We start from the raw sequence: 22014 nt of genomic DNA, 5'->3' as shown, positions 1-22014 counted from the left end.
TTAAAATATTTAGGCAATACTATTTACGAAGTCCAGCTTAATTCTCTTAATAACTTAATGGTTTAAAAAAAAATAAAACAACATGAAGAAAATTACGCTTGCAATAGCAACTTTATTTTTTGCACAGTATATTTCAGCACAAAGTCTGAATAAAATGCAATGGTTTAATGAACCTGAAAAATGGGAAATTAAAAACAATGCATTAATTATGAATGTTACTGCAAATAGTGACTACTGGAGAATTTCGCACTACGGATTTACGGTTGATGATGCTCCTTTTTATTACGCCAATTACGGAGGTGAATTTGAAGCAAAAGTAAAACTGACCGGAAACTACATCGCACGTTTTGATCAAATGGGTTTAATGATTCGCATTGACGAAAAAAACTACATCAAAACAGGAGTAGAGTTTGTTGACGGGAAATTCAATGTCAGTACAGTTGTAACACACGATAAAAGCGATTGGAGCGTAACAACTCTAGATAAAGCGCCACCTTTTATTTGGATTAAAGCCGTGCGACGATTAGATGCTGTTGAGGTATTTTATTCTTTTGATGATAAAAACTACATCATGACCAGAAATGCACCATTACAAGACAATACGCCAGTTATGGTAGGTTTAATGGCCGCTTCGCCAGACGGAAAAGGTTTTGAAGCGAAATTTGAAAACTTCTCTGTCAAACATTTGCCAGACCAAAGAAGAGCAGAATGGCTTAAAAATCACCAATAAGTTTAAATTCCAATTTAAAAAAATCCAAATTCCAAACTCAATTGTTGAATTTAAATCTAATCTACAATTAAAACCTAACTTAACCTTAATAAACCAAATACAAATGAGTTCAATTTCATCTGATATTAAACCAAAAAAACATTACGAAATTCTAGACGGATTGCGTGGAGTAGCAGCTATCTTGGTTGTTGCTTTTCATATTTTTGAAGCTTTTGCAGGCGGAAACCGTTTTAAACAAATTATCAATCACGGCTATCTTGCTGTTGATTTCTTTTTTCTTTTATCTGGATTTGTTGTCGCTTATGCGTATGACGATCGTTGGGGAAAAATGACGCAATGGGAATTTTACAAACGCCGTTTAATTCGTTTACAGCCAATGGTAATCATGGGAATGATCATTGGAGCCATATTTTATTATTTTCAAGCTTCAGATATATTGTTTCCAATGATTGGAGGAATGGAAGTTTGGAAAGTCATTGTAACCATGGTAATTGGATTTACTTTATTACCAATTCCGCCGTCATTAGAAATTAGAGGTTGGGGCGAAATGCATCCTTTAAATGGTCCGGCATGGTCGCTTTTCTTCGAATATATTGCAAATATCTTGTACGCCACAATCTTTCGTAAATTTTCGAATAAAGTACTATCAGTTTTCGTACTGATATTTGCCGGACTGTTAATTAATTATACTGTTTTCGGAACAAAAGGAGATGTAATCGGCGGATGGTCATTGAATTTAGAGCAATTGAATGTTGGTTTTACAAGACTATTATTTCCATTTTTCGCTGGAGTTTTATTATGTCGTTTAGGGAAATTAATTCATCTAAAAAATGCGTTTTGGATTTGCAGCATTTTAATCACGATTGTGTTAGCCTTGCCAAGATTTGGAGATGAAAACAGCCTTTGGATGAACGGAATTTACGAATCAATTTGTATTATTTTCATTTTCCCACTTATTGTTGCTATTGGAGCAGGAGGAGAAATCAAAAACGAAACTTCTTTAAAAATCTGTAAGGCTTTAGGTGATATTTCATATCCAATTTACATTACACATTATCCGTTAATTTATTGGTTCACCGCTTGGGTTGTAGATAATAAAGTTTCGATGAAAGACGGATACATGGAAGGAATTGGAGTTTTAATCGCGAGTATAATTATGGCATTTGTATGTTTGAAATTATATGATGAGCCAGTTAGAAATTGGTTGGTAAAGAAGTTTCAAAATAAAAAGCAAGTAACAGCATAAAGAGTTTTTTAGAGTTTGTAATTTTTGTTAGTTACAAATACGAAAAGGGATAAAACGTTTTGTTTTATCCCTTTTTTAATTAGATCAAATTTATTGTAGTTCATAGAAATTTCGCTTTCCAATCTTAATTTTGGTTTCTTTTTTTAATGAAATCAGTTCAAACGGATTAATGATTTTTTCATTATTAATTTGAACCGCACCACTTTCAATTAATCTTCTGTTGGCTGATTTTGTGATATCATTTTTTATGAAAGCACAAAGATCAATTAATAAAATTTCTTCTGATTCATTTTCTAAAGAAGAAATCAAAACCGGAACAAATGATTTTGTGGCTGCATTTTTACTTTGAAATTGATTAATAAAAAATTGTTCTGCCTGTTCTGCTTCCGTTTGATTATGGTATTGGCTGATGATATTTTTAGCAATTAGTTTTTTAATGTTCATCGGATTTTCTAATTCCAATCTTTTCTTGATTTCTTCTTTTTCTTCGAATGAAAAATCGGTTGTCAATTCTAAAAATTCCAAAATAAGATCGTCAGGAATCGACATGGTTTTGCCAAACATTTCATTCGGTTCGTCAATCAATCCGATGGTGTTATGAAGTGATTTGCTCATTTTTTCTTTTCCGTCAAGTCCTTTCAATAAAGGCATGCACATCACAATTTGTCCAGAAAGTTTGAAACTTTCTTGTAATTGTCTTCCCATAGTACAATTAAATAATTGATCTGTTCCGCCCATTTCGATATCAGCCTTAATTTTAACCGAATCAAAACCTTGCAAAATTGGGTAAACGAGTTCATGCATTGCAATTGGCGTATTCTCTGTAAAACGCTTATTGAAATCATTTCGATGCATTAATTGCGCAACGGTCACATTCGACATAATGTGAATCACTTCAGAAAAAGGGAGTTGGTCCAACCATTCTGAATTAAAAACAATTTTTGCTTTTTCAACATCAATAATTTTAGACAATTGCGAAATGTACGTTTCTGCATTATGTTGTACTTCTTCGATGCTTAGCGGTTTTCGGCTTTTATTTTTTCCGGTTGGATCGCCAATTCTGGCTGTAAAACTTCCCACAACAATCACAATTTGATGTCCTAGATCTTGAAATTGTTTTAGTTTTTTAAGTACAACAGCATGTCCCAAATGTAAATCTGGAGCTGTTGGATCAAAACCCAGTTTGATAATTAGTTTTCTGTTTTCTTTTTCAGCTTGATTGATTTTTTCTTCTAAGCCATTTTCGGGAAGAAAGATGACAGTATTTTCTTTTAATTTTTGAATTGTTTCCATTTTTTTGAAAATAAAAAAGCCCGGACAAAATGCCCGGGCTTTAAGGTTTATATAATTTTTTATCTGTTTAAATTACAGTTTTGAATTCGTTGAATTATATGCATAGCCTATCCGAGCAGATATTATTGCATAATAATAAGTGCTGAAAAATGGAAGACGTAATATGCTGTTCAAGAATTTCATATCGACTGCAAAGATAAATGTTTTAAACTAATTTTTAATCTATTAGGTGAAATTGAATAAAATAAAAAGTTTCATTCAAAAAGTAAAATCTAATTTGATCTGCTTTAATCTGTATAAATCTGCGTGAAAAAAATCGATGCGCAAAAAGTATTTCACGCAGATTTTAAAAGATTTCAGCAGATTTCCACAGATTTGAATTTAAACCTGTATTGTAGAAAACAACAAAGGTTCAAAGGAAAAGCTTTTTCCCTTTGAACCTCTGTTGCTTTGTATCTTAAAAAATTATTCTAAAACCAACTGTCCTAAAGCTTCTTTAGTAAAACCTTTTAATTCATCCGTTTTTCCAGCTTTGATTTTAGCCACCCAATTCGGATCTGATAAAAGAGGTCTTCCAACAGCAACCAAATCAAAATCACCTCTGTCGAAACGTCTGTTTAATTCCTCTAAAGAAGTTGGCTCAGAACTTTCTCCAGCAAATGCACCAAAGAAATCACCAGAAAGTCCAACAGAACCAACAGTAATAGTTGGTGCTCCAGTTACTTTTTTAGCCCATCCTGCAAAGTTCAAATCAGAATCTTCGAATTCTGGTTCCCAGAAACGACGTTGCGAAGCATGAATAATATCAACACCAGCGTCAACAAGAGGAGTAAGCCAAGCTTCTAATTCTTGCGGATTTTTAGCTAATTTATAATTATAGTCAGAAGGTTTGAATTGAGAAAAACGCATAATCACAGCGAAGTCATTTCCAACTTGTTTTCTTACTTCTTTTGTCACTTCAATAGCAAAACGATTGCGTTCAGGAAGTGTTTTTCCTCCGTAAATATCTTCACGTAAGTTTGTCTCCTCTCTAAAGAATTGGTCAATTAAATAACCGTGTGCACCGTGAATTTCAACAGTGTCAAAACCTAATCTTTTAGCATCAGCAGCAGCTTTACCAAAAGAAAGAATGGTATCTTCAATATCTTTTTCAGTCATGGCAACACCATTTCTAAAATCAGGACGGTTTAATCCAGACGGACCTTCAAATGGAACAGGAGGTACCCATCCAGAATGGTGGTTGTCCATAATTCCCATATGCCAGATCTGCGGTCCCATTTTTCCGCCCGCAGCGTGAACTTCATCAATTACTTTTTTCCATCCATTTAAAGCTAAATCTCCGTGAAAGTGAGGAACATTAGCATCATTAGATGATGAAGGTCTGTCAATAACAGTTCCTTCAGATAAGATTAAACCAACTTCGCCTTCAGCTCTTTTTTGGTAGTAAGCAGCGACTTCATCAGTTGGAACTCCATTAGGAGAAAAAGAGCGCGTCATTGGCGCCATTACGATTCGGTTTTTCAGATTTAACGTTTTTAAGTTAAATGGAGAAAACAGGTTGTTTGTACTCATAGTAATTTTACAAATTAGATTGAATTAATTTACTGAGTGCTTCAAAGGCACCTTCGTTACGTTTATAATAAGTCCATTGTCCAACACGTTTGGCTTCGATAAAACCAGCGCGCTGTAAAATAGACAGGTATTCGGATACTGTGGATTGTGTCAAACCAGCTTTGGCCTGAATCTGCCCAACGCAGACACCATGCTCAAATCCGGCATGTTCAAGCTGTCCCGGAAAGTTAATTTCGGGTTCTTTTAGCCATTCCAGCATTTGTAATCTGGATTTGTTGGATAAAGCTTTAAAAATTTCTATCGTTTCCATGGTACAAATATATCGACTTTTCTCGATATACCAATTAAGAGAAAAATATTTAGGATAATTTTGTGATTGAGAGAGAATGAAGAATAAAAAATAAAGTTTTCTTAGGTCAAGAAATTCTGTGAAAGAAAAATTTATATTTGTTTTAGAATAATCTCGCAAAGTCGCGAAGTTGCAAAGTTTTTTATGAATTGTCTCTAGCTTTAGCTGGAGGTTTAAAAAAGAGTGAAATAGGAGGGCTTTGGCCGAATATTCAAACTTAGAAATAAAACTTAGCGCCTCTGCGCCTTTGCGAGATTAAACTAAAAAGGCCCCACAATCTAAATTATAAACTTAATTATGAAAAAAACTTTACTTATTGCAGCATTTTTATGCTGTGTTGTAACAAGCACAAACGCACAAGTTGTAGGTGTAAATATTGGAGATATTGCTCCAGAAATTGAGCTTCCAGATACAAAAGGAGAAAACATATCGCTTTCCTCTTTAAGAGGTTCCTTAGTTTTGGTTGACTTTTGGGCTTCCTGGTGTGGACCTTGCATTAAAGAGCAGCCTGTTTTAGTAAAATTGCACAATGCTTATCCAGACAAATTATCAATTTATGGCGTCTCTATGGACACCAAAAAGCCATTATGGACAGCAGCAATTGCAAAAGGGAAATTACCTTGGACAAACGTTAGTGATTTAAAATACTGGCAATCTCCAGTTGTTGGTGATTATAAATTGCAATCTGTTCCGTTGAACTTTTTGATCGATAAAAACGGAATCATTTTAGCCAAAAACATTCACGGACATGCTTTAGAAGCTAAAATTAAAGAGCTTTTAGAAGTGCAATAGTTTTTTGTTAACAGCAAAGTATCATTTAAAAGATTTTTCTCTCGTAGATTTAGTAGATTAAACAGATTTGATTTTTTTAAATAGAAAAAAATCTCCATAATCTGCTAAATCTGCGAGAGAAATAAAGTTTTTTGAGTGTAAAAACAAAAAAGCCCAATCGACTGTGATTGGGCTTTTAATTTTTTTTAAGACTCTTTAATGACTTTCTTGACACCTCCGAAACTAGTTTTCAGCATTTCTCTAATCTGAAACTGCGTTTTGTTTCCCGATGCGCTTTTCCAATCTTTGAGATCAAAAATATGAAGTTGATCTGCGTAAGGATTCGTTAAAAATGAAATTCGTGAAATGGCATATTTATAGTATTTCAGTTCGTGAGAAACATGTCGATTTGGAACCACAATTAGTATGTTTTCCCATTTCAGAAAGTCCTTCGGAACATCATTTCTTTCTGTCAATCCTAAAGATTCAAAAAAAGCAACAATCTTTTGATCATTAAGTTCATTAATCTTATGATCTAAGGTTTTGAATTTACTTTGGAGTCTATTTTCATTTATAATAGTACTCATAATTTTCTTGCTTTTTTATGATTTTAAAATAAAGTTACATCAAAAGAAAATCATTTTTGAATTTGAAGCTATTAGATTCATTCTAAATTTTAAAACCCATTTTAGAACTGTATATATGAATGAGTTATCATATTTTGATAAAATACTATTAATGTTTTTTCTGTAAAAGCCTTATTTTTATCACTATTTGAATTTACTAACAAACCAACCTATGAAAACCACTTTTCCTCAAAGAATAATTATGTCTTTTTTTCTCCTGTTTTTATTTCAGGCTTTTGCGCAAAATAAATCGGTTAGAGAATTAATTTTAATTGATAAAGATTGGCGGTTTTCATTCGGACATTTGTATGATACCAAAAAAGATTTCGGTCATGCAGAAGGCTACTTTTCGTATTTAACCAAAACAGGTTTTGGTGACGGACCTGCTGCAAAAGATTTTGACGATCGAGCTTGGAGAAAATTAGATTTACCGCACGATTGGGCAGTTGAACAACCCTTTAGCGAAAGTGCAAGTTTCAGTCACGGATTTAAAGCAGCTGGGAAAAATTATCCAGAAAAAAGTATTGGTTGGTACAGAAAAAAAATCACGATTTCGAATGAGGATTTAGGGAAAAATATTTCTCTAAAATTTGACGGTGTTTTTAGAAATTCAAAAGTCTTTTTTAATGGCTTTTATTTAGGAACTCACGAAAGTGGTTATAATGGTTTTGAGTATGATATATCGGCTTATGTCAATTATGGAGGAGAAAATACCATCGTGGTTCGAGTTGATGCTTCGATGGAAGAAGGTTGGTTTTATGAAGGAGCAGGAATTTACAGACATGTGTATTTGCAGAAGACAAATCCGATTCATGTAGTTCAAAATGGAACTTATGTGACTTCAGAAATTAAAAATAACAATGCTGAGGTTACTGTAAATGTTGCAATTGAAAATAAAGGAAAGTTTGACGGTTTTCTGGAAATTGTTCAGATGATTTTTAATGCTGAAAACAAACAAGTTGGCTTCTTTTTAGAAGATGTAAACGCACCAGAATTTTATAAAACTGCAAATTTTATTTCAAAGATAACTGTGAATAATCCGCTTTTGTGGGATATTGAAAGTCCTAATTTATATCGTTTGGTTACTCAAATTAGGAAAGACGGAAAGTTAATAGATAATTATGAAACTTCATTTGGAATCAGAACTATAAAATTTGATCCAGAAAATGGTTTTTTCCTTAACGGAAAACATGTAAAATTAAAAGGAACAAACAATCACCAAGATCACGCAGGAATTGGAACGGCGCTTCCAGATGAAATGCAGTATTACAGAATTGCAAAACTGAAAGAAATGGGGTCAAATGCTTATCGTTGTTCGCATCATCCGCCAACTCCTGAATTATTAGATGCTTGTGATAAATTGGGGATGTTGGTTATTGATGAAACGCGTTTGATGGGAATTAACGATTATCATTTAAATGATTTACAGCGAATGATAGGGCGTGACCGCAATCATCCGAGTATTTTTTGCTGGTCGGTTGGAAATGAAGAATGGCAGATTGAAGGCGGAATTACCGGCGAAAGAATTACCAATATCATGCAGGATTTCAGCAAAAGTATCGATCCGACAAGACCTGTAACAGTAGGAATCAGCAGCGGATTTAAAAGCGGAATTTCTAATGTAGTTGAAATTATGGGATACAATTATCTTGGAAACGGAGATATTGATGCGCATAGAAATCAGTTCAAGCAACAACCAGGAATGGGAACAGAGGAAGGTTCGACGTTTGCAACACGAGGAATTTATTTTACAGATGACGCCAAACATTACCAAAGCGCTTACGATAAAAAGCCAAGACCCACTTTTTACAGTATAGAAGAAGGCTGGAAATTCTATGCAGAAAGACCTTATTTAGCAGGAATGTTCATTTGGACTGGTTTTGATTACCGTGGCGAACCAACGCCTTATGGCTGGCCGTCTGTAACTTCTTATTTCGGAATGATGGATGTTTGTGGTTTCCCAAAAGACAATGTTTTTTATTTAAAATCTTGGTGGGGGAAAGACCCAGTTTTGCATTTGCTTCCACATTGGAATTGGAGCGGAATGGAAGGCAAAGAAATTGATGTCTGGGCGTATTCAAACTGTGATGAAGTAGAGCTTTTTCTCAACAAAAAAAGTTTAGGAAAAAAGAAAATGGAGCCAAACGGACATTTAGAATGGAAAGTAAATTATGCTCCAGGAATTTTGGAAGCTGTTGGTTATAAAAACGGAAAAAAAGTACTTTCTGATATTCAAAAAACAACGGGAAAAGCAGAAAACATCAAATTGTCTTTCGATAAAGAAAATGTTTTAAAAGGGAATGTTTCTGTTGTAACAGTTGAAACTACAGATAAAAATAGTTTGCGTGTTCCAACGGCAAACGACGAAATTACGTTTTCTATTAAAGGCGGAAAAATTTTAGGAGTTGGAAATGGAGACCCAACTTCGTTAGAAAGCGATCAGTTTATTGATGACATTGCGTTAGTTGCTATAAATAATTTTAAGGAACAAAAAGGAACAAATGAGACTCTGCCTCAACAATTACCAAATTATTCAGAAACCGAATGGACAGAAGCTTTTAAAGATCGTGATTACAAAAAACAGGCACCATCCTATATTTATAAAGGAGAATTTGAGTTGAAGAATAATTCTATCTCAAATGTGGTAAGTTTCTTTTACAAGAAAATAGGAGTAGAGACTGTAGTTTTCATTAATGGAAATAAAGTAAATCCAAGTGCTGAAGATCCTCAAAAATATATTTTAAATACATCAATTTTAAAAGAAGGCAAAAATACAATTCATATTGCCGCAACTCCATTACAAAAAGTAAAAGACTGGGATGTAATGAACACAGAACCAGGAATTATTCAAGTTATAACACCAGCAGAACCTTGGAAAAGAAAACTGTTTAATGGCTATGCGCAAATCATTATTCAGAAAGAAGAAAATGTTAAAGAAGTTGTTTTGTCTGCTTCTGCGAAAGGGTTAAAGAATGGTGTGATTGTGGTGAAGTAGTCTCAAGTTTTTTTAGCTACAAGAGATAATGCCCGCAAAGTCGCTGAGACGCAAAGTTTTGATGTTTCAATAAGTAAATGAATTGCGTCCAGCTTTAGCTGGATTGTCTAGGACTTTAGCCAACAGTTCTTAGTTTGGCTAAAGCCTTTTTTGTACATAAATAGTAAACCTCCAGTTAAAACTGGAGGCAATTCAAATAAACTTTGCGTCTTAGCGACTTTTCGAGCATTTTTTCTTTCAAAATAAAAACTTTCCTCCCGATGTCTATCGGGATTGCGAAAAATCTTAGCGCTCTTTGCGGTAAAAACCAAAACAAAAAATTAACAAAAGAATAATGTTTGATTTTCATAACTTTGCAAAATGAATAATCAAACAGAAACTCAGAATTGCGATTTTACTTCAGATTTGAAGATGAAAGGATTTAAAGTCTATCCTATAAATGGAGATTTCAGTAAAGTTCCCGTTTACAGCCGAAGAGACTTTTATAAAATCTGTATCAATACCAGCAAAAGCATTATACAATACGCAGACCGAGGTATAGAAACCGACGGAACGATTCTATTTTTTGGTAATCCGATTATTCCCTATTCTTGGGAAACCGTTTCAGAGAAATACGAAGGTTATGCTTGTGTTTTTACAGAAGAGTTTTTTAAGACCAAAGATCGGTCAGAGACACTTCATGAATCGCCTTTGTTTAAAATAGGAGGAACGCCGATCTTTACTTTAAACGCTGAACAAAAGGTATTTATCGATTCATTGTTCCAAAAAATGATCGAAGAATATGAAACTGATTACGCATTCAAAGATGATTTAATGCGTAGTTATGTCAATTTGATTATTCATGAATCAATGAAAATGCAACCTTCGGAGAATTTCTTTAAACATAAAAATGCTTCTTCCAGAATTACTTCTTTATTTTTAGAATTGTTAGAAAGACAATTTCCTATTGAAACCAAAAATCAGCCTTTAACTTTAAAAACGCCACAAGATTACGCACAAAGTCTTTCTGTTCACGTAAATCATTTAAACCGTTCGGTAAAAGAAATTACGGGAAGACCAACTACAGCGCATATTACGGATAGAGTTATCAACGAGGCAAAAGCTTTGCTGCAACATACTGATTGGAGTATTTCAGATATTGGTTATTCTCTTGGATTTGAATATCCGAGTTACTTTAATAATTATTTTAAAAGACTTACAGGAACGGTTCCAAAATCGCTTCGAATGTAAATTGTTTCAATTTCTTAATTTTTTGTTTGAATATTGTTATTTCGCGACATTAGTATTGCACTACATTTGTCCCGAAATAAACAACGAATCATTGTATCAGTTTTTAAAAGACTAAATAACACTTCACAAAAGCGATTTCTTGCTTTTCTGTTTGGTTTTAAATTTTGATAAAAAAAATATATAAATTTTTAAAGTATTAATTAAAATGCAATCTCCTTTTAAAAAGAGATTCGATGTTCTGATTGTTTCAACAACTTTTAAAATAAATTATTAACCTATAAAACAACGAAATTATGACAACAAATTTCACTGCCGTAACCGAAGAAGGTAAAATTTCAAATACTTATATGACAGGTGAAGTGTCATATAAAAAGCAAACAAGTGAAATTCACCCTGAAAATACTGTGATCAAAGATGTTTCTTTTGAGCCGGGCGCAAGAAGCAATTGGCACAGTAACACTAGTCTGCAATTAATCATTGTAACAAACGGAATTGGGTATTACCAAGAAAGAGGCGGGCAAATCAACCTTATCGAAAAAGGAAAAGTAATCACTGTTTTACCAGGTGTAGAACATTGGTATGGAGCAACACCAAAATCAAAATATTCTCATATTTCTATTAGTACAGAAGTAGATAAAGGTTTTGGCGTGTGGCTAGAAAGCGTAACCGATGAAGAGTATTATTCTTTCGAAAGATACTAAGATTCTAAGTTGCTGAGATTCTAAGATTTTTCTCGTAGATTTTACTGATTCGTAACAGATTTTATTTTTTGATTAGAAGAAAATAATCGAAATTTATATAAGTATTTGTATATCAATATGAATCAATAGGATTTCTATGCCAATTTCTTAACGGTTTTAAACTTTAAACCTGAAACAAAACAAAAAACAAACAAACTATAAAAATTATGGAAACAAAAAGTATTAAAGCCTTTGGTACAGAAGCTGCAGAAGCACCTTTACAAACATTAGATATTACAAGAAGAGAAGTACAAGCACACGACGTAGAAATTGAAATTTTGTATTGTGGAATCTGCCACTCCGATTTGCATTCGGCTAGAAACGAATGGCACGGTACAATTTATCCAATTGTTCCTGGACACGAAATCGTTGGACGTGTAACAAAAGTTGGAGATCACGTTAAAGGTTTTAAAGTTGGTCAATTAGCAGGGGTTGGCTGTATGGTTGATTCTTGTAGAGAATGTGAACATTGCAAAAATGATTTAGAACAATTTTGCGATGAAGGAAACATTCAGACATTCAATTCGCCTGACAAACATTTAGGAGGACAAACTTTTGGAGGTTATTCTCAAAGTATTGTAGTGGATGAAAGCTTTGTATTACACATTTCAGATAAATTAGAGCTTGCAGCTGTTGCGCCTTTATTGTGCGCTGGAATTACAACTTATTCGCCATTAAAACACTGGAAAGTTGGTCCTGGTCAAAAAGTTGGAATTGTAGGTATCGGTGGTCTTGGTCACATGGGAATCAAAATCGCAAAAGCTATGGGAGCTCATGTAGTAGTTTTTACAACATCTTTATCTAAAACTGAAGATGCAAAACGTCTTGGAGCAGATGAGGTTGTATTGTCTACAGACGAAGCACAAATGGCAGCGCAAGCTAGAAGTTTAAATTTCATTTTAGACTGCGTTTCTGCTGAACATAATATTGATGCTTACTTAAACTTATTAAAAGTAGACGGAACATTAACTTTGGTTGGAGCGCCAATGGATCCGCTTCCTGTAACTTCTTTCAGCTTGATTTTAGGAAGAAGAAGCTTCTCAGGATCTCTTATCGGAGGAATTGCAGAAACTCAGGAAATGCTTGATTTTTGTGCCGAACATAATATCACATCAGATGTAGAAGTAATCGGTGTTAATGATGTAAATGATGCTTACGAAAGATTATTAAAAGGAGATGTTAAATATCGTTTTGTAATTGATATGGCTTCTTTGAAATAAGATACTAAGTTGCTAAGGTTCTAAGAAGCTAAGTTTTTTTCTTTGCGCTTAGAATCTTTGTCTTAAATTATAAAAAAATAAGTATGCTAAGATTTAGAATACTAAGATAAAACTTAGAACCTCAGAATCTTAGTATCTTAGAAACTTTAAAAAAATGCAAACACGTAAACTAGGAAATAGCAGTTTAGAAGTCTCAGCTTTGGGACTTGGCTGTATGGGAATGAGTTTTGGTTACGGACCTGCTCATGATAAAAAAGAAATGATCAGTCTTTTGCGTTCGGCTTATGAAAAAGGAATTACTTTTTTTGATACAGCAGAATGTTACGGACCATTTTTGAACGAAGAACTTTTAGGAGAAGCTTTAGCGCCTTTCCGTGATAAAGTTGTCATTGCAACGAAATTCGGTTTTTTAGAAGGCGATTCTAAAAAAGGATTAGACAGCCGTCCAGAATGGATTAGAAAAAGCGTTGAAGGTTCATTAAAAAGATTAAACACAGAGGTAATCGATTTGTATTACCAGCATCGTGTAGATCCGAATGTGCCTATGGAAGACGTTGCAGGAACTATTAAAGATTTGATTCAAGAAGGAAAAGTAAAACATTTTGGACTTTCAGAAGCGGGTGTAGAAAGTATTCGTCGCGCACACGCGGTTCAGCCTGTGACTGCGCTTCAGAGCGAGTATTCACTTTGGTGGAGAACTCCAGAAGAAGAGATTTTTCCAGTATTAGAAGAACTAGGAATTGGTTTCGTGCCTTTTAGTCCGCTTGGAAGAGGTTTCCTAACCGCTAAAATTGATGAAAATACACAATTTGATAGTACCGATTTTAGAAATACTTTACCTCGTTTTACACCAGAAGCTAGAAAAGTAAATCAGGCGTTAGTTGATTTGTTATCGAAAATTGCAGCAGAAAAAGGAGCAACAAACGCACAAGTAGCGCTTGCATGGATTTTGGCTCAAAAACCTTGGATTGCACCAATTCCAGGAACAACAAAACTACATCGTTTAGAAGAAAATCTTGGTGCAGTAGATTTTAAACTTTCAGCACAAGATCTAGTAGAAATTGAAAATGCCGCTTCAAAAATAACAATTGAAGGCTCAAGATATCCAGAACATTTGCAGAAGCAAGCGGGAAAATAAGTTTTTAAGCTTCTAAGATACTAAGGTTCTAAGTTGCAAAGATTTCGAGCTACTTTGCATTTTTGTGCAAAGAGAAAAACTTAGAATCTTAGCAACTTAGAACCTTAGTATCTAAAAAGCAAAACCCCTCAAGCAATTCAACTCTTGAGGGGTTTTTTAGCAAAGATTTGAGGTTCTTAGATTCTAAATAACTTAGGATCTTAGAATCTCAGAATCTTAGCATTTAAAAAATAAATAATAACCAATTAAATTTATTTTACTTTTTGTCTAGGTTTTGTTTTAGCATTTTAGCATGTTCTAAATGTGCTGTTAAACCTGCAATATTGTTAGAAGCCCAAGTTCTTACTTCTTGATCGTTAGCATCTTTTGCGGCTTTCTCTAATTTTTTAATCGCTTTTTCGTGACCATCAATCATCATGTCAGCGAATTTTTTATCGAAATCAACTCCTGTTTTTTCATTCAGTTTATTGTATTCCTCTTGTCCTTCTTCAGTTAAAGAAGTTGGCAATGTAAAGTTCTTAGCTTTTGCTAAAGTACTTACTTCAGAAGCTGATTTGGTATGCTCATCAACAAGCATTTTACCAAATTTTTTCACTTCAGTATTAGTACTTTTTGTTTGTGCTAATTTACCTATTTCGATTTCAGCTAAATTAATTTCCGCTTGATCTACCAAGAATTCAGAATCATCTTCTTTACTGTCGATAGAATCAAATTTAGCCTCGTTTGCATCTTCTGCTACTTCTTTTGGATCTTCTTGTTTGGTTTCGTTTTTACAAGATTGAAGACATAATACAAGAAGTCCTGCTCCTAAAATAGTTTTTCCGGCTAATAATAACTTTTTCATGATTTTAATAGTTTAATGTTATAATGTAAAATTATTGAGAAGATGTAAGAAAATTTTACAGGATTTTTATGGATTGTTATAGGATTTGGATGCTGTATAAAATTTAGAAAATGTATGTTTGTAATACTATTGAAAATAAAAAGCTTCATGAAACAAAAAATTACACTCCTATTTCTTTTAGCAACAGCTTTCCTATCAGCCCAAATAAGTTATAAAGGTTTCATTGATAAATATCCAATAGAGTTTGTCTCTGATGTTTATTCTGATGGAGTAGGATCAGCAATTTATGCTTACTCTAATTACGACACTCCAATTGTTTTAAATGCAAAACTTACGGGAAAAACGCTCGTTTTAATTGAAAAAGATAAAAATGACAAGGAAACAGCAAAACTGACTTTCGAAAATTACGATGAGAAAAGCGATCAGTTAAACGGAGTTTGGAAAGATTTAAATTCAGGAAAAGAACTCAAAATAAGTTTAGCAAAAGACTTTGATATCAATTATGGAAATGATGTAGAATGGACAGAAAGAGAAATTCTGCAACCTGTTTCATTTAAAGACAAATACTTTAAATTAGTTATTAATAAAGAAAAAGGCAGTTTTTACTCGAGAGTTTCGGCTATAAAAATTATCGAAAAAAAGACCGATAAATTAATTCAGAAAATTGATGTGCAATGTCAACTTTGGGGATTGTATAATATCGGTATAGGAGATTATAATTTTGATGGATTTGAAGAATTCTCTGTTTTCGAATCGAGTTATGCTGGACCCAATACTTCCAGAATCTATTTTCTTTTTAATCCGAAAACGGGCAAATATTTTGAAAGCAGTTTTAGCGGTACTTCTTTAGAATTTGATAGTAAAAAAAAGAGAATATTTGAACACAATCAATGTTGTGCAGGAAGAAGTCATGAAAACGCCGAATATAAAGTCGTTAATAATAAAATGGTTTTAATTAAAAAGACTTGTATGGAATATGATGAAAAAACGCAGGATTATAAGATGATTAAATGTGATTAGTTTTATAATATATAAGTATAGGAAATCCCAACTCCCAAGAGTTGGGATTTTTTTTGACCAACCACGAGCAATCAACCATCAACCACCAACCATCAACCATCAACAATTAAAAATTAAGATTTTACATTCCTCCTTTCAAAATTCCCATCCCACAAATTTGAAAATTCTGAACAAAATTCTATAACAGAATAGCCTTACTTTTTGAGGAACTTTGACTTATCAGATTTTTAGAATTTAATCCTATAAAAATAGAAATCATGCCAAATCCAAGAATTAAAAATGAAGAGCAGTATGAAGCGTTGGTAAAGAAAGGATACAGCAAAGAAAAATCGGCACGTATTGCCAATACGCCAAATGCAGGAAAAAAAGGAGGAAAGGCAACGCCTTATGAAGAATGGACCAAAGAAGAACTTCAAAAACAAGCCAGTAAAGTGGGTATAAAAGGAAGATCTTATATGAATAAAAAAGACTTAATTGATTCTTTAAGAAATAATTAAAATTTAAAATGAATTATTAGTGTGATAAAAATTTAAATATCATGAATGCTGCGAGAAAAGAAGTTTTAATGGATCAATTGATAAAAGCACCACATTTAGTTATCGAAAAACTAGACTTGGAGTATATAAATGATAATCAATTGACGATTGTAAGATGTCGCGAAGGAGAGCATTTCGTTTATAAAAAAAACGGAAGAGATGTAAAAAGCAAAAATGAAATTAAACGCATTAATAGTTTGGTATTGCCTCCAGCTTGGGAAAATGTTCGAATAACAGATGTTACAAACGGTCATTTGCAAGCAGTTGGAATCGATGTAAAAAACAGAAAACAATACCGTTATCATCCGAAATGGAATCTGATTCGTAATCAGACTAAATTTTACAAGATAGCGGCATTTGGTGCGAAACTTCCATCAATTAGAAAACAAGTTGATATTGATTTGGAAAAGAAAGAATGGTCGAAAGAGAAAGTAACGGCTTTAGTCATTCGGTTGATGGAGGAAACGCATATCAGAATTGGAAACGAAAAATACGCAAAAGACAATAAGTCTTATGGACTTTCGACTTTGCGAAAACGTCATATTAATATCAATAAAAATTCACTTCGATTTGAATTTATTGGTAAAAAAGGAAAACAACACACCATTACAACTCGAAATAAAAAGTTGATAAAATTGGTTAGTCGTTGTGAAGAAATTCCAGGTTATGAAGTGTTTAAATATTATGACAAAAACGGTGAAAAGAAGATTTTAGACAGTCACGCCGTTAATGAATATCTGCACAATATTTCTGGCGAAGATTTTAGTGCGAAAGATTTTAGAACGTGGGCTGCGTCGATTATTTTCTTTGAAAGTTTAATGGAAATGGGAGTCACTTCTGATGAAAAAGTAATCAAACAGAATGTCATAACTGCGTTTGATTTAACGGCAGAGGCGCTCGGAAATACTAGAAAAGTATGCAAAGATTATTACGTTCATCCGCTTTTGATTTCGACTTATGAAGATGGTTCTATCCAGAAATATTTTGATAGAGCAAAGAAAAGCCGCAGTACGAAAAAGTATTTTACAAAATCAGAAATCGCATTTTCAGAATTGATTCAGCATTATGAAGTCAATTTTGAATCAGAATGCGCTTAAAATAAAAGAGTTAAGGCATCTCTCAAAAAGCTTAAATTATACATACAAACAGAATCAAAAATCAGTATTAACTAAAAAACTATTATTATGTTACGTTGGACAGTCACATTTATTATTCTAGCCATAGTGGCGGGAATATTTGGTTTTGGTGGAATTGCCGCTGGAGCCGCTAGTATAGCAAAAATTTTATTCTTCATATTTTTAGTCTTATTCATTATTTCACTTATCAGTGGAAGAACGAGAGTATAATAAAAATAGCAGTAAATAAAGAACCATAAAACGACACATTTATTTCGATAATGTGTCGTTTTGTGGTTACAATTAAAAAATAGAAGTCATGGGAACAAAAAGCGGTGCTTATCAGGATGTTTACATCAAAAGAGAAGACGAAATGGTAAGTTTGAAAAATGATGTCATAGATTTTTGCGAAAAATACATAAAGCCTGTTCATCCCAAAAATTGGGATTGGTCGGTTCGTGATTTTGAAAATCCAGAAAACGATCCGACAATTGCAGAAGCCAGAGCTATAGCAAACATTGTTTTTAGAGATTTAAGCAGTAAACAAACAGATGTTGATCTTTCGACGATGAATAATGTGCATGCAATAAAAGCCTATTTAGATCCGAAGAGTAAACATGAAGCTTTTAATATGGAAGAATTTGCTTTTGCCTTAAAAGTAGAATTGGAGCACGGAAGAGTAAAAGATGTAAATGTGACCAATAATCATCCGTTTTTAACCGCCATGATTGCACTTGCCCATATGACCGAAAGTTTGACTTATTACAAAAGATTGAAAGTAATGGAAGCGGAAGGAGAAATCTATGAAATTGTTCGAAAATTGGAAACTTCTCCAAAAGGAAAAGAACAATGGTATATAGAATTGGGCAAAGCAGAACAAGAACTGAACGAAGCGCGGGCGGGATTAGCAGAACGTCTAGCGCGAATGGACGATATCCCAGTATTGAAAATTATTGGAGATTAAGTAGTTGAATTTTTTTAAACTCAAAAAAACCGTCTCGTTTTTTAACGGACGGTTTTTTCTTTTTGTGATATTAAAATCGATTTAAAAACGACGAGGATCATTTTCAGGATATTCTTCGTCATCATTATCTTCCTGGACATCATCTTCTATGTAATCATTTTCATGATCATCAATATCTTCTTCGACATAATCATCTTCGTCTTCCTCATCATCCTCGTCTTCGTCCAAATCTTCCAAAACATCCTCTGTTTCGTTAAAGTCGTAATCGTCTTCTCCAGCATCTGAAGGATTATCTAATTCGTCAACTTCATCTTCGTAATCATCGTCTTCAAGTTCTACTTCGTAAACATCATCATTATTATCTTCCAAATCTCTGTCCGTATGGAAATCATCGTTTAGATCATCCAGATCATCATCAGACATATAATCTTCTTGATCCGGATTTGGTCTGTTCGGATTATATCCGTTTCTCACCGTGTAACCACGTTCTGCAATTTCAGCATTATCATTGTCTGATTGACGAATATCATCTTTTAAATCGTCGCCTAAATTTCTGTCATTAGAGAAATGATTCTGAATATCTCTATTTAAACTGTTTTTTTTATCTGTAGTGTTCATGACGTTTTGTTTTTATGATTTCTATCTTACAAAGCTACCGATGAAGTTTCACGTATTATTATAGAATTATATACTCTAATTGCATAATTAACAGATGTTTAGAATGCAATTTATATGGTGAATCATATAACCAGTCCGATTTTAGAGAGTCTAATTTTATAATCTTATTAATCGTAAAAATTATTACCATGAAAACTACAGAAAAACAAACCACACCAAGAGGAGTTACGAAGCCAAAATCAAATGCAGCTTCTGGTTTAACAGAATTATTTGAAGATGGATTAAAAGATATTTATTGGGCAGAAAAAGCTTTGACAAAAGCACTTCCAACAATGGTGAAGAATGCGTCTTCAGTAGAATTGAAAGATGCAATCGACAATCATTTAACCGAAACCGAAGAGCAAATCGCGCGTTTAGAACAAGTATTTAAGATTTTGGGACAAAAAGCCACAGCCAAAAAATGCGATGCTATGGAAGGTTTGATTGAAGAAGCAAAAGGAATGCTGGAAGAAACTGAAATTGGAGTTGTACGTGACGCAGCAATTATTGCAGCCAGTCAGAAAATTGAGCATTACGAAATTGCTACTTATGGAACTTTAAGACAATTTGCCGAAACTCTCGGATTGCCAGAAGCAGCAACTTTACTGGAGCAAACACTAGACGAAGAAAAAGGTGCCGATAAAATATTGACTGAAGTTGCCGTAAATGCAGTTAATCTTGAAGCTGCTGAAATTGAATAAAGAATAAAAATGTATTTAAAAGTGCAGTTTTTGAGACTGCACTTTTTTCATAAATAAAAGAATTTATGCCCGAAGGTCCTTCCATAGTAATTTTAAAAGAAGAAGTACAGCAATTTACTGGAAAGAAAATCATTTCTGTTTCTGGAACTGCTGCTATTGATATTTCCCGATTAAAGGATAAAACGATAAATGCTTTTAAGACCTGGGGAAAACATTTTTTGATTTGTTTTGATTCTTTCACCGTAAAAATTCACATGCTGATGTTTGGAACATACAGAATTAATGAACGTAAAGAATCGAAACCACGATTAAGTTTGGTTTTTGAAGATGGAGAACTTAATTTTTATACCTGTTCCGTTAAATTATTAGAAGGAGATCTCAATTCTTATTATGACTGGAGTGTTGATGTGATGAATGAAGACTGGAATCCCAAAAAGGCACAGATTAGTTTAGAAAAAATGTCAGACAAAATGATTTGCGATGCCATTTTGGATCAGGATATTTTTGCGGGAGTAGGGAATATCATTAAAAATGAAGTTTTATACCGTTGTTACATTCATCCTGAATCTATTATTGGAAAAATCCCTCCAGATTATATCAGTCAAATTATTGCCGAATGCTCGACGTATAGTTTCGAATTTTTATACTGGAAAAAGAAATTTGAACTCAAGCAACATTGGGAAGCCTATACAAAAGATGTTTGTCTGAGATGTAATCTCCCATTTCATAAAAAACAAACAGGAGAACGAAAACGCAGAAGTTTTTTCTGCACCAATTGTCAAGAATTATATATATGAAAAGTAAAGTATTAATAGGATGTTCAAGCTTTTACAACAGTTTCTGGAAAAGCATATTTTACCCCAACAATCTGCCCTCAAAAAAATGGTTTGAATTTTATTGTCAGCATTTTAATACTTACGAATTTAATGGTAGTTTTTATAAATTTCCTACGCTTAAGATTTTTCAGAATTGGTACGATAAGTCGCCCGAAGCCTTTTTATTTTCGATTAAAGTACCAAAAGAAATTACGCATATTAAAAAGCTTCACGAATGTGAAAGTCTTTTACATGACTTTTATGAAGTGTGTATAAACGGAATGAAAGAAAAGCTTGGGCCGATTTTATTTCAGTTTCCGCCAAGTTATGCTTTTAGCAAAGAAAAATTAGATAATATAATTGGCATTTTAAATTATGATTTTCAAAATGTAATTGAATTTCGTCATGAAAGCTGGTGGAATCCGGATGTATGGAATTCATTTAAAGAAAATAATATCACATTCTGTAGCGTGAGTCATCCTGATTTGCCGCAGACTATATTTAAGGATTTCCCTTTGTTGTATATTAGACTTCATGGTATTCCGAGAATGTTTCATTCTAGTTATTCGACAGATGAATTAATAGTTGTGAAAGGTGAAATACACTCTAAAAAAGAAGGATTTGTCTATTTTAATAATACAGCAAGTGAAGCAGGAATTCTAAATGCTTTAGAATTAAAAAGAATGAATAATTAGGTTTGTTTTAAACCGCAAAGAGCATAAGGAATTTATTTAAAAAGTTTAGCCACAGATTAAAATGATTATGTAGAAAAAAATCTATTAAATCCTTTTAATCTGTGGCTAATAATTTTGTTGTAACTAAATTACAATTTTAAGCTTCCTTCGATTCCGTCATCCATGGTTTTTCCAGTTACTAAAGCAGCGGTCATTTTGGCAATGGCAACCATTTTTCCGTTTTTATTATTCCAGTAGTAACCATCTTCAGGAACAACTTTAATTACGCTCAGATTTGGATCGTCTTCACCGCCAGGCATCCATATTTTAACTTCTGGACTCCACAGTTTTTTGATCGTTTCTTTATCATGCTCAATACTTGCCGTTCCGTGTAGCGTAAGGAATTTATCGTGTGGTTCAGAAAAAAAGATTTCGACCATCGGATTTAAAGTAATTTCAGCATTTTGACTACTGTTTCTGTCCGATAAGAACCAAAGCTGTCCTTTATCGTCGATTTTTTGAACAGACATAGGTCTTGACTGTAATCTGTATTCGTTGTAAGTACAAAACATACATGTTTTGATATTTTCTGCCAGATCTTTTATTTTGTCTACAGCAAATTCATCCTTAAGGTCTTTATGATCTCCCATGATATTGTGTTTTTTAGTTTGTATATGTTTGAAAAACAAATAGATATTTGTCTGAAAATTGATAAAGTAAAGTTGCCATTTTTATCTTTTTTCCTATTATATAATTAACCTGAGAAATTATGAGATTT

The 22014-nt window shown here is 33.2% G+C and carries 23 protein-coding genes; 16 read left to right on the top strand and 7 right to left on the bottom strand.

The window, feature by feature from the left end:
- The first annotated feature begins 82 nt into the window (after nucleotides 1–82).
- Nucleotides 83–730: a DUF1349 domain-containing protein gene (locus NQQ59_RS03775; RefSeq protein WP_144213764.1), complete on the top strand. Its 648-nt coding sequence runs from the start codon at nucleotides 83–85 to the stop codon at nucleotides 728–730.
- A 103-nt stretch (nucleotides 731–833) separates the two neighbouring features.
- Nucleotides 834–1976 carry an acyltransferase family protein gene (locus tag NQQ59_RS03770; RefSeq protein ID WP_144213762.1) on the top strand — a complete coding sequence of 381 codons (1143 nt, stop codon included), beginning with the start codon at nucleotides 834–836 and terminating at the stop codon, nucleotides 1974–1976.
- Between the two features lie 90 nt (nucleotides 1977–2066).
- On the opposite strand, the gene tyrS is transcribed toward NQQ59_RS03770, so the two are convergent.
- From tyrS to NQQ59_RS03755, 3 genes are all read right to left on the bottom strand, one after another.
- Nucleotides 2067–3269: a tyrosine--tRNA ligase gene (gene tyrS, locus NQQ59_RS03765; protein WP_144213760.1), complete on the bottom strand. Its 1203-nt coding sequence runs from the start codon at nucleotides 3267–3269 to the stop codon at nucleotides 2067–2069.
- Nucleotides 3270–3734: 465 nt separating this feature from the next.
- Nucleotides 3735–4841, bottom strand: a complete 1107-nt coding sequence (locus NQQ59_RS03760) for an NADH:flavin oxidoreductase (protein ID WP_144213758.1) — start codon at nucleotides 4839–4841, stop codon at nucleotides 3735–3737.
- A 7-nt stretch (nucleotides 4842–4848) separates the two neighbouring features.
- Nucleotides 4849–5151, bottom strand: a complete 303-nt coding sequence (locus NQQ59_RS03755) for an ArsR/SmtB family transcription factor (protein ID WP_091496855.1) — start codon at nucleotides 5149–5151, stop codon at nucleotides 4849–4851.
- 336 nt (nucleotides 5152–5487) lie between these two features.
- On the opposite strand from NQQ59_RS03755, the gene NQQ59_RS03750 reads away from it, so the two are divergent.
- Nucleotides 5488–5982 carry a TlpA family protein disulfide reductase gene (locus NQQ59_RS03750; protein WP_144213756.1) on the top strand — a complete coding sequence of 165 codons (495 nt, stop codon included), beginning with the start codon at nucleotides 5488–5490 and terminating at the stop codon, nucleotides 5980–5982.
- 185 nt (nucleotides 5983–6167) lie between these two features.
- On the opposite strand, the gene NQQ59_RS03745 is transcribed toward NQQ59_RS03750, so the two are convergent.
- Nucleotides 6168–6548 carry a hypothetical protein gene (locus tag NQQ59_RS03745; protein ID WP_144213754.1) on the bottom strand — a complete coding sequence of 127 codons (381 nt, stop codon included), beginning with the start codon at nucleotides 6546–6548 and terminating at the stop codon, nucleotides 6168–6170.
- A gap of 241 nt (nucleotides 6549–6789) precedes the next feature.
- On the opposite strand from NQQ59_RS03745, the gene galA reads away from it, so the two are divergent.
- The 5 genes from galA to NQQ59_RS03720 all read left to right on the top strand — a co-directional run bounded on the left by galA (nucleotide 6790) and on the right by NQQ59_RS03720 (nucleotide 13910).
- Nucleotides 6790–9582, top strand: a complete 2793-nt coding sequence (galA, locus tag NQQ59_RS03740) for a beta-galactosidase GalA (protein WP_257698135.1) — start codon at nucleotides 6790–6792, stop codon at nucleotides 9580–9582.
- Between the two features lie 360 nt (nucleotides 9583–9942).
- The gene (locus tag NQQ59_RS03735) at nucleotides 9943–10812 is read left to right on the top strand and encodes a helix-turn-helix domain-containing protein (RefSeq protein WP_144213750.1); all 870 of its coding nucleotides are present in this window, start codon (nucleotides 9943–9945) and stop codon (nucleotides 10810–10812) included.
- 293 nt (nucleotides 10813–11105) lie between these two features.
- Nucleotides 11106–11513 (top strand): cupin domain-containing protein, encoded by a 408-nt coding sequence (locus NQQ59_RS03730; protein ID WP_144213748.1) that lies wholly within the window; start codon nucleotides 11106–11108, stop codon nucleotides 11511–11513.
- A gap of 206 nt (nucleotides 11514–11719) precedes the next feature.
- The gene (locus tag NQQ59_RS03725; protein WP_144213746.1) at nucleotides 11720–12772 is read left to right on the top strand and encodes an NAD(P)-dependent alcohol dehydrogenase; all 1053 of its coding nucleotides are present in this window, start codon (nucleotides 11720–11722) and stop codon (nucleotides 12770–12772) included.
- A 154-nt stretch (nucleotides 12773–12926) separates the two neighbouring features.
- Nucleotides 12927–13910 carry an aldo/keto reductase gene (locus NQQ59_RS03720; RefSeq protein WP_144213744.1) on the top strand — a complete coding sequence of 328 codons (984 nt, stop codon included), beginning with the start codon at nucleotides 12927–12929 and terminating at the stop codon, nucleotides 13908–13910.
- Between the two features lie 256 nt (nucleotides 13911–14166).
- On the opposite strand, the gene NQQ59_RS03715 is transcribed toward NQQ59_RS03720, so the two are convergent.
- Nucleotides 14167–14754 carry a DUF4142 domain-containing protein gene (locus tag NQQ59_RS03715; RefSeq protein ID WP_144213742.1) on the bottom strand — a complete coding sequence of 196 codons (588 nt, stop codon included), beginning with the start codon at nucleotides 14752–14754 and terminating at the stop codon, nucleotides 14167–14169.
- A gap of 147 nt (nucleotides 14755–14901) precedes the next feature.
- Between NQQ59_RS03715 and NQQ59_RS03710 the strand changes: the two genes are divergently transcribed.
- From NQQ59_RS03710 to NQQ59_RS03690, 5 genes are all read left to right on the top strand, one after another.
- Nucleotides 14902–15774 carry an XAC2610-related protein gene (locus NQQ59_RS03710; protein WP_144213740.1) on the top strand — a complete coding sequence of 291 codons (873 nt, stop codon included), beginning with the start codon at nucleotides 14902–14904 and terminating at the stop codon, nucleotides 15772–15774.
- A 257-nt stretch (nucleotides 15775–16031) separates the two neighbouring features.
- Nucleotides 16032–16271, top strand: coding sequence for a DUF7218 family protein (locus NQQ59_RS03705; protein ID WP_257698134.1), 240 nt, complete (start codon nucleotides 16032–16034; stop codon nucleotides 16269–16271).
- Between the two features lie 41 nt (nucleotides 16272–16312).
- A complete protein-coding gene (locus NQQ59_RS03700) occupies nucleotides 16313–17407 on the top strand; it encodes a DNA topoisomerase IB (RefSeq protein ID WP_144213735.1) in 1095 nt (364 codons plus the stop codon).
- Between the two features lie 87 nt (nucleotides 17408–17494).
- Entirely contained in the window at nucleotides 17495–17656 is a 162-nt protein-coding gene (locus NQQ59_RS03695; RefSeq protein ID WP_073417710.1) for a DUF1328 domain-containing protein, read from the top strand.
- Between the two features lie 88 nt (nucleotides 17657–17744).
- Nucleotides 17745–18389, top strand: coding sequence for a DUF5661 family protein (locus NQQ59_RS03690; RefSeq protein WP_144213733.1), 645 nt, complete (start codon nucleotides 17745–17747; stop codon nucleotides 18387–18389).
- Between the two features lie 81 nt (nucleotides 18390–18470).
- Here NQQ59_RS03690 and NQQ59_RS03685 read toward each other — a convergent pair whose 3' ends face one another.
- Nucleotides 18471–19007: a hypothetical protein gene (locus NQQ59_RS03685; RefSeq protein ID WP_144213731.1), complete on the bottom strand. Its 537-nt coding sequence runs from the start codon at nucleotides 19005–19007 to the stop codon at nucleotides 18471–18473.
- 188 nt (nucleotides 19008–19195) lie between these two features.
- Here NQQ59_RS03685 and NQQ59_RS03680 point away from each other — a divergent pair, with 188 nt between their 5' ends.
- The 3 genes from NQQ59_RS03680 (at nucleotide 19196) to NQQ59_RS03670 (ending at nucleotide 21257) form a co-directional block, all read left to right on the top strand.
- A complete protein-coding gene (locus tag NQQ59_RS03680) occupies nucleotides 19196–19747 on the top strand; it encodes a YciE/YciF ferroxidase family protein (RefSeq protein ID WP_144213729.1) in 552 nt (183 codons plus the stop codon).
- A 65-nt stretch (nucleotides 19748–19812) separates the two neighbouring features.
- Nucleotides 19813–20544, top strand: coding sequence for a DNA-formamidopyrimidine glycosylase family protein (locus NQQ59_RS03675; protein ID WP_144213727.1), 732 nt, complete (start codon nucleotides 19813–19815; stop codon nucleotides 20542–20544).
- On the top strand, nucleotides 20541–21257 hold the full coding sequence (locus NQQ59_RS03670; protein WP_144213725.1) for a DUF72 domain-containing protein: 717 nt from the start codon (nucleotides 20541–20543) through the stop codon (nucleotides 21255–21257). The genes NQQ59_RS03675 and NQQ59_RS03670 overlap by 4 nt, the downstream gene beginning before the upstream one ends.
- A 128-nt stretch (nucleotides 21258–21385) precedes the next feature.
- Here the strand turns inward: NQQ59_RS03670 and NQQ59_RS03665 are convergent, their stop codons facing one another.
- Complete coding sequence (locus NQQ59_RS03665) at nucleotides 21386–21886, bottom strand: pyridoxamine 5'-phosphate oxidase family protein (protein ID WP_144213723.1); 501 nt, start codon at nucleotides 21884–21886, stop codon at nucleotides 21386–21388.
- Nucleotides 21887–22014 lie beyond the last annotated feature (128 nt).

It is taken from the genome of Flavobacterium panacis (genome assembly GCF_024649945.1).
GTDB lineage: Bacteria > Bacteroidota > Bacteroidia > Flavobacteriales > Flavobacteriaceae > Flavobacterium > Flavobacterium panacis.
The sequence above is the reverse complement of the archived record's forward strand: the minus strand, read 5'-3'. Positions and strand labels throughout refer to the sequence as shown.

What these genes read in the sequence shown, in the direction of transcription:
- NQQ59_RS03775 (WP_144213764.1), top strand. Translation starts at nt 83, where the DNA reads ATGAAGAAAATTACGCTTGCAATAGCAACTTTATTTTTTGCACAGTAT.
- NQQ59_RS03770 (WP_144213762.1), top strand. Translation starts at nt 834, where the DNA reads ATGAGTTCAATTTCATCTGATATTAAACCAAAAAAACATTACGAAATT.
- tyrS (WP_144213760.1), bottom strand. Translation starts at nt 3,269, where the DNA reads ATGGAAACAATTCAAAAATTAAAAGAAAATACTGTCATCTTTCTTCCC.
- NQQ59_RS03760 (WP_144213758.1), bottom strand. Translation starts at nt 4,841, where the DNA reads ATGAGTACAAACAACCTGTTTTCTCCATTTAACTTAAAAACGTTAAAT.
- NQQ59_RS03755 (WP_091496855.1), bottom strand. Translation starts at nt 5,151, where the DNA reads ATGGAAACGATAGAAATTTTTAAAGCTTTATCCAACAAATCCAGATTA.
- NQQ59_RS03750 (WP_144213756.1), top strand. Translation starts at nt 5,488, where the DNA reads ATGAAAAAAACTTTACTTATTGCAGCATTTTTATGCTGTGTTGTAACA.
- NQQ59_RS03745 (WP_144213754.1), bottom strand. Translation starts at nt 6,548, where the DNA reads ATGAGTACTATTATAAATGAAAATAGACTCCAAAGTAAATTCAAAACC.
- galA (WP_257698135.1), top strand. Translation starts at nt 6,790, where the DNA reads ATGTCTTTTTTTCTCCTGTTTTTATTTCAGGCTTTTGCGCAAAATAAA.
- NQQ59_RS03735 (WP_144213750.1), top strand. Translation starts at nt 9,943, where the DNA reads ATGAATAATCAAACAGAAACTCAGAATTGCGATTTTACTTCAGATTTG.
- NQQ59_RS03730 (WP_144213748.1), top strand. Translation starts at nt 11,106, where the DNA reads ATGACAACAAATTTCACTGCCGTAACCGAAGAAGGTAAAATTTCAAAT.
- NQQ59_RS03725 (WP_144213746.1), top strand. Translation starts at nt 11,720, where the DNA reads ATGGAAACAAAAAGTATTAAAGCCTTTGGTACAGAAGCTGCAGAAGCA.
- NQQ59_RS03720 (WP_144213744.1), top strand. Translation starts at nt 12,927, where the DNA reads ATGCAAACACGTAAACTAGGAAATAGCAGTTTAGAAGTCTCAGCTTTG.
- NQQ59_RS03715 (WP_144213742.1), bottom strand. Translation starts at nt 14,754, where the DNA reads ATGAAAAAGTTATTATTAGCCGGAAAAACTATTTTAGGAGCAGGACTT.
- NQQ59_RS03710 (WP_144213740.1), top strand. Translation starts at nt 14,902, where the DNA reads ATGAAACAAAAAATTACACTCCTATTTCTTTTAGCAACAGCTTTCCTA.
- NQQ59_RS03705 (WP_257698134.1), top strand. Translation starts at nt 16,032, where the DNA reads ATGCCAAATCCAAGAATTAAAAATGAAGAGCAGTATGAAGCGTTGGTA.
- NQQ59_RS03700 (WP_144213735.1), top strand. Translation starts at nt 16,313, where the DNA reads ATGAATGCTGCGAGAAAAGAAGTTTTAATGGATCAATTGATAAAAGCA.
- NQQ59_RS03695 (WP_073417710.1), top strand. Translation starts at nt 17,495, where the DNA reads ATGTTACGTTGGACAGTCACATTTATTATTCTAGCCATAGTGGCGGGA.
- NQQ59_RS03690 (WP_144213733.1), top strand. Translation starts at nt 17,745, where the DNA reads ATGGGAACAAAAAGCGGTGCTTATCAGGATGTTTACATCAAAAGAGAA.
- NQQ59_RS03685 (WP_144213731.1), bottom strand. Translation starts at nt 19,007, where the DNA reads ATGAACACTACAGATAAAAAAAACAGTTTAAATAGAGATATTCAGAAT.
- NQQ59_RS03680 (WP_144213729.1), top strand. Translation starts at nt 19,196, where the DNA reads ATGAAAACTACAGAAAAACAAACCACACCAAGAGGAGTTACGAAGCCA.
- NQQ59_RS03675 (WP_144213727.1), top strand. Translation starts at nt 19,813, where the DNA reads ATGCCCGAAGGTCCTTCCATAGTAATTTTAAAAGAAGAAGTACAGCAA.
- NQQ59_RS03670 (WP_144213725.1), top strand. Translation starts at nt 20,541, where the DNA reads ATGAAAAGTAAAGTATTAATAGGATGTTCAAGCTTTTACAACAGTTTC.
- NQQ59_RS03665 (WP_144213723.1), bottom strand. Translation starts at nt 21,886, where the DNA reads ATGGGAGATCATAAAGACCTTAAGGATGAATTTGCTGTAGACAAAATA.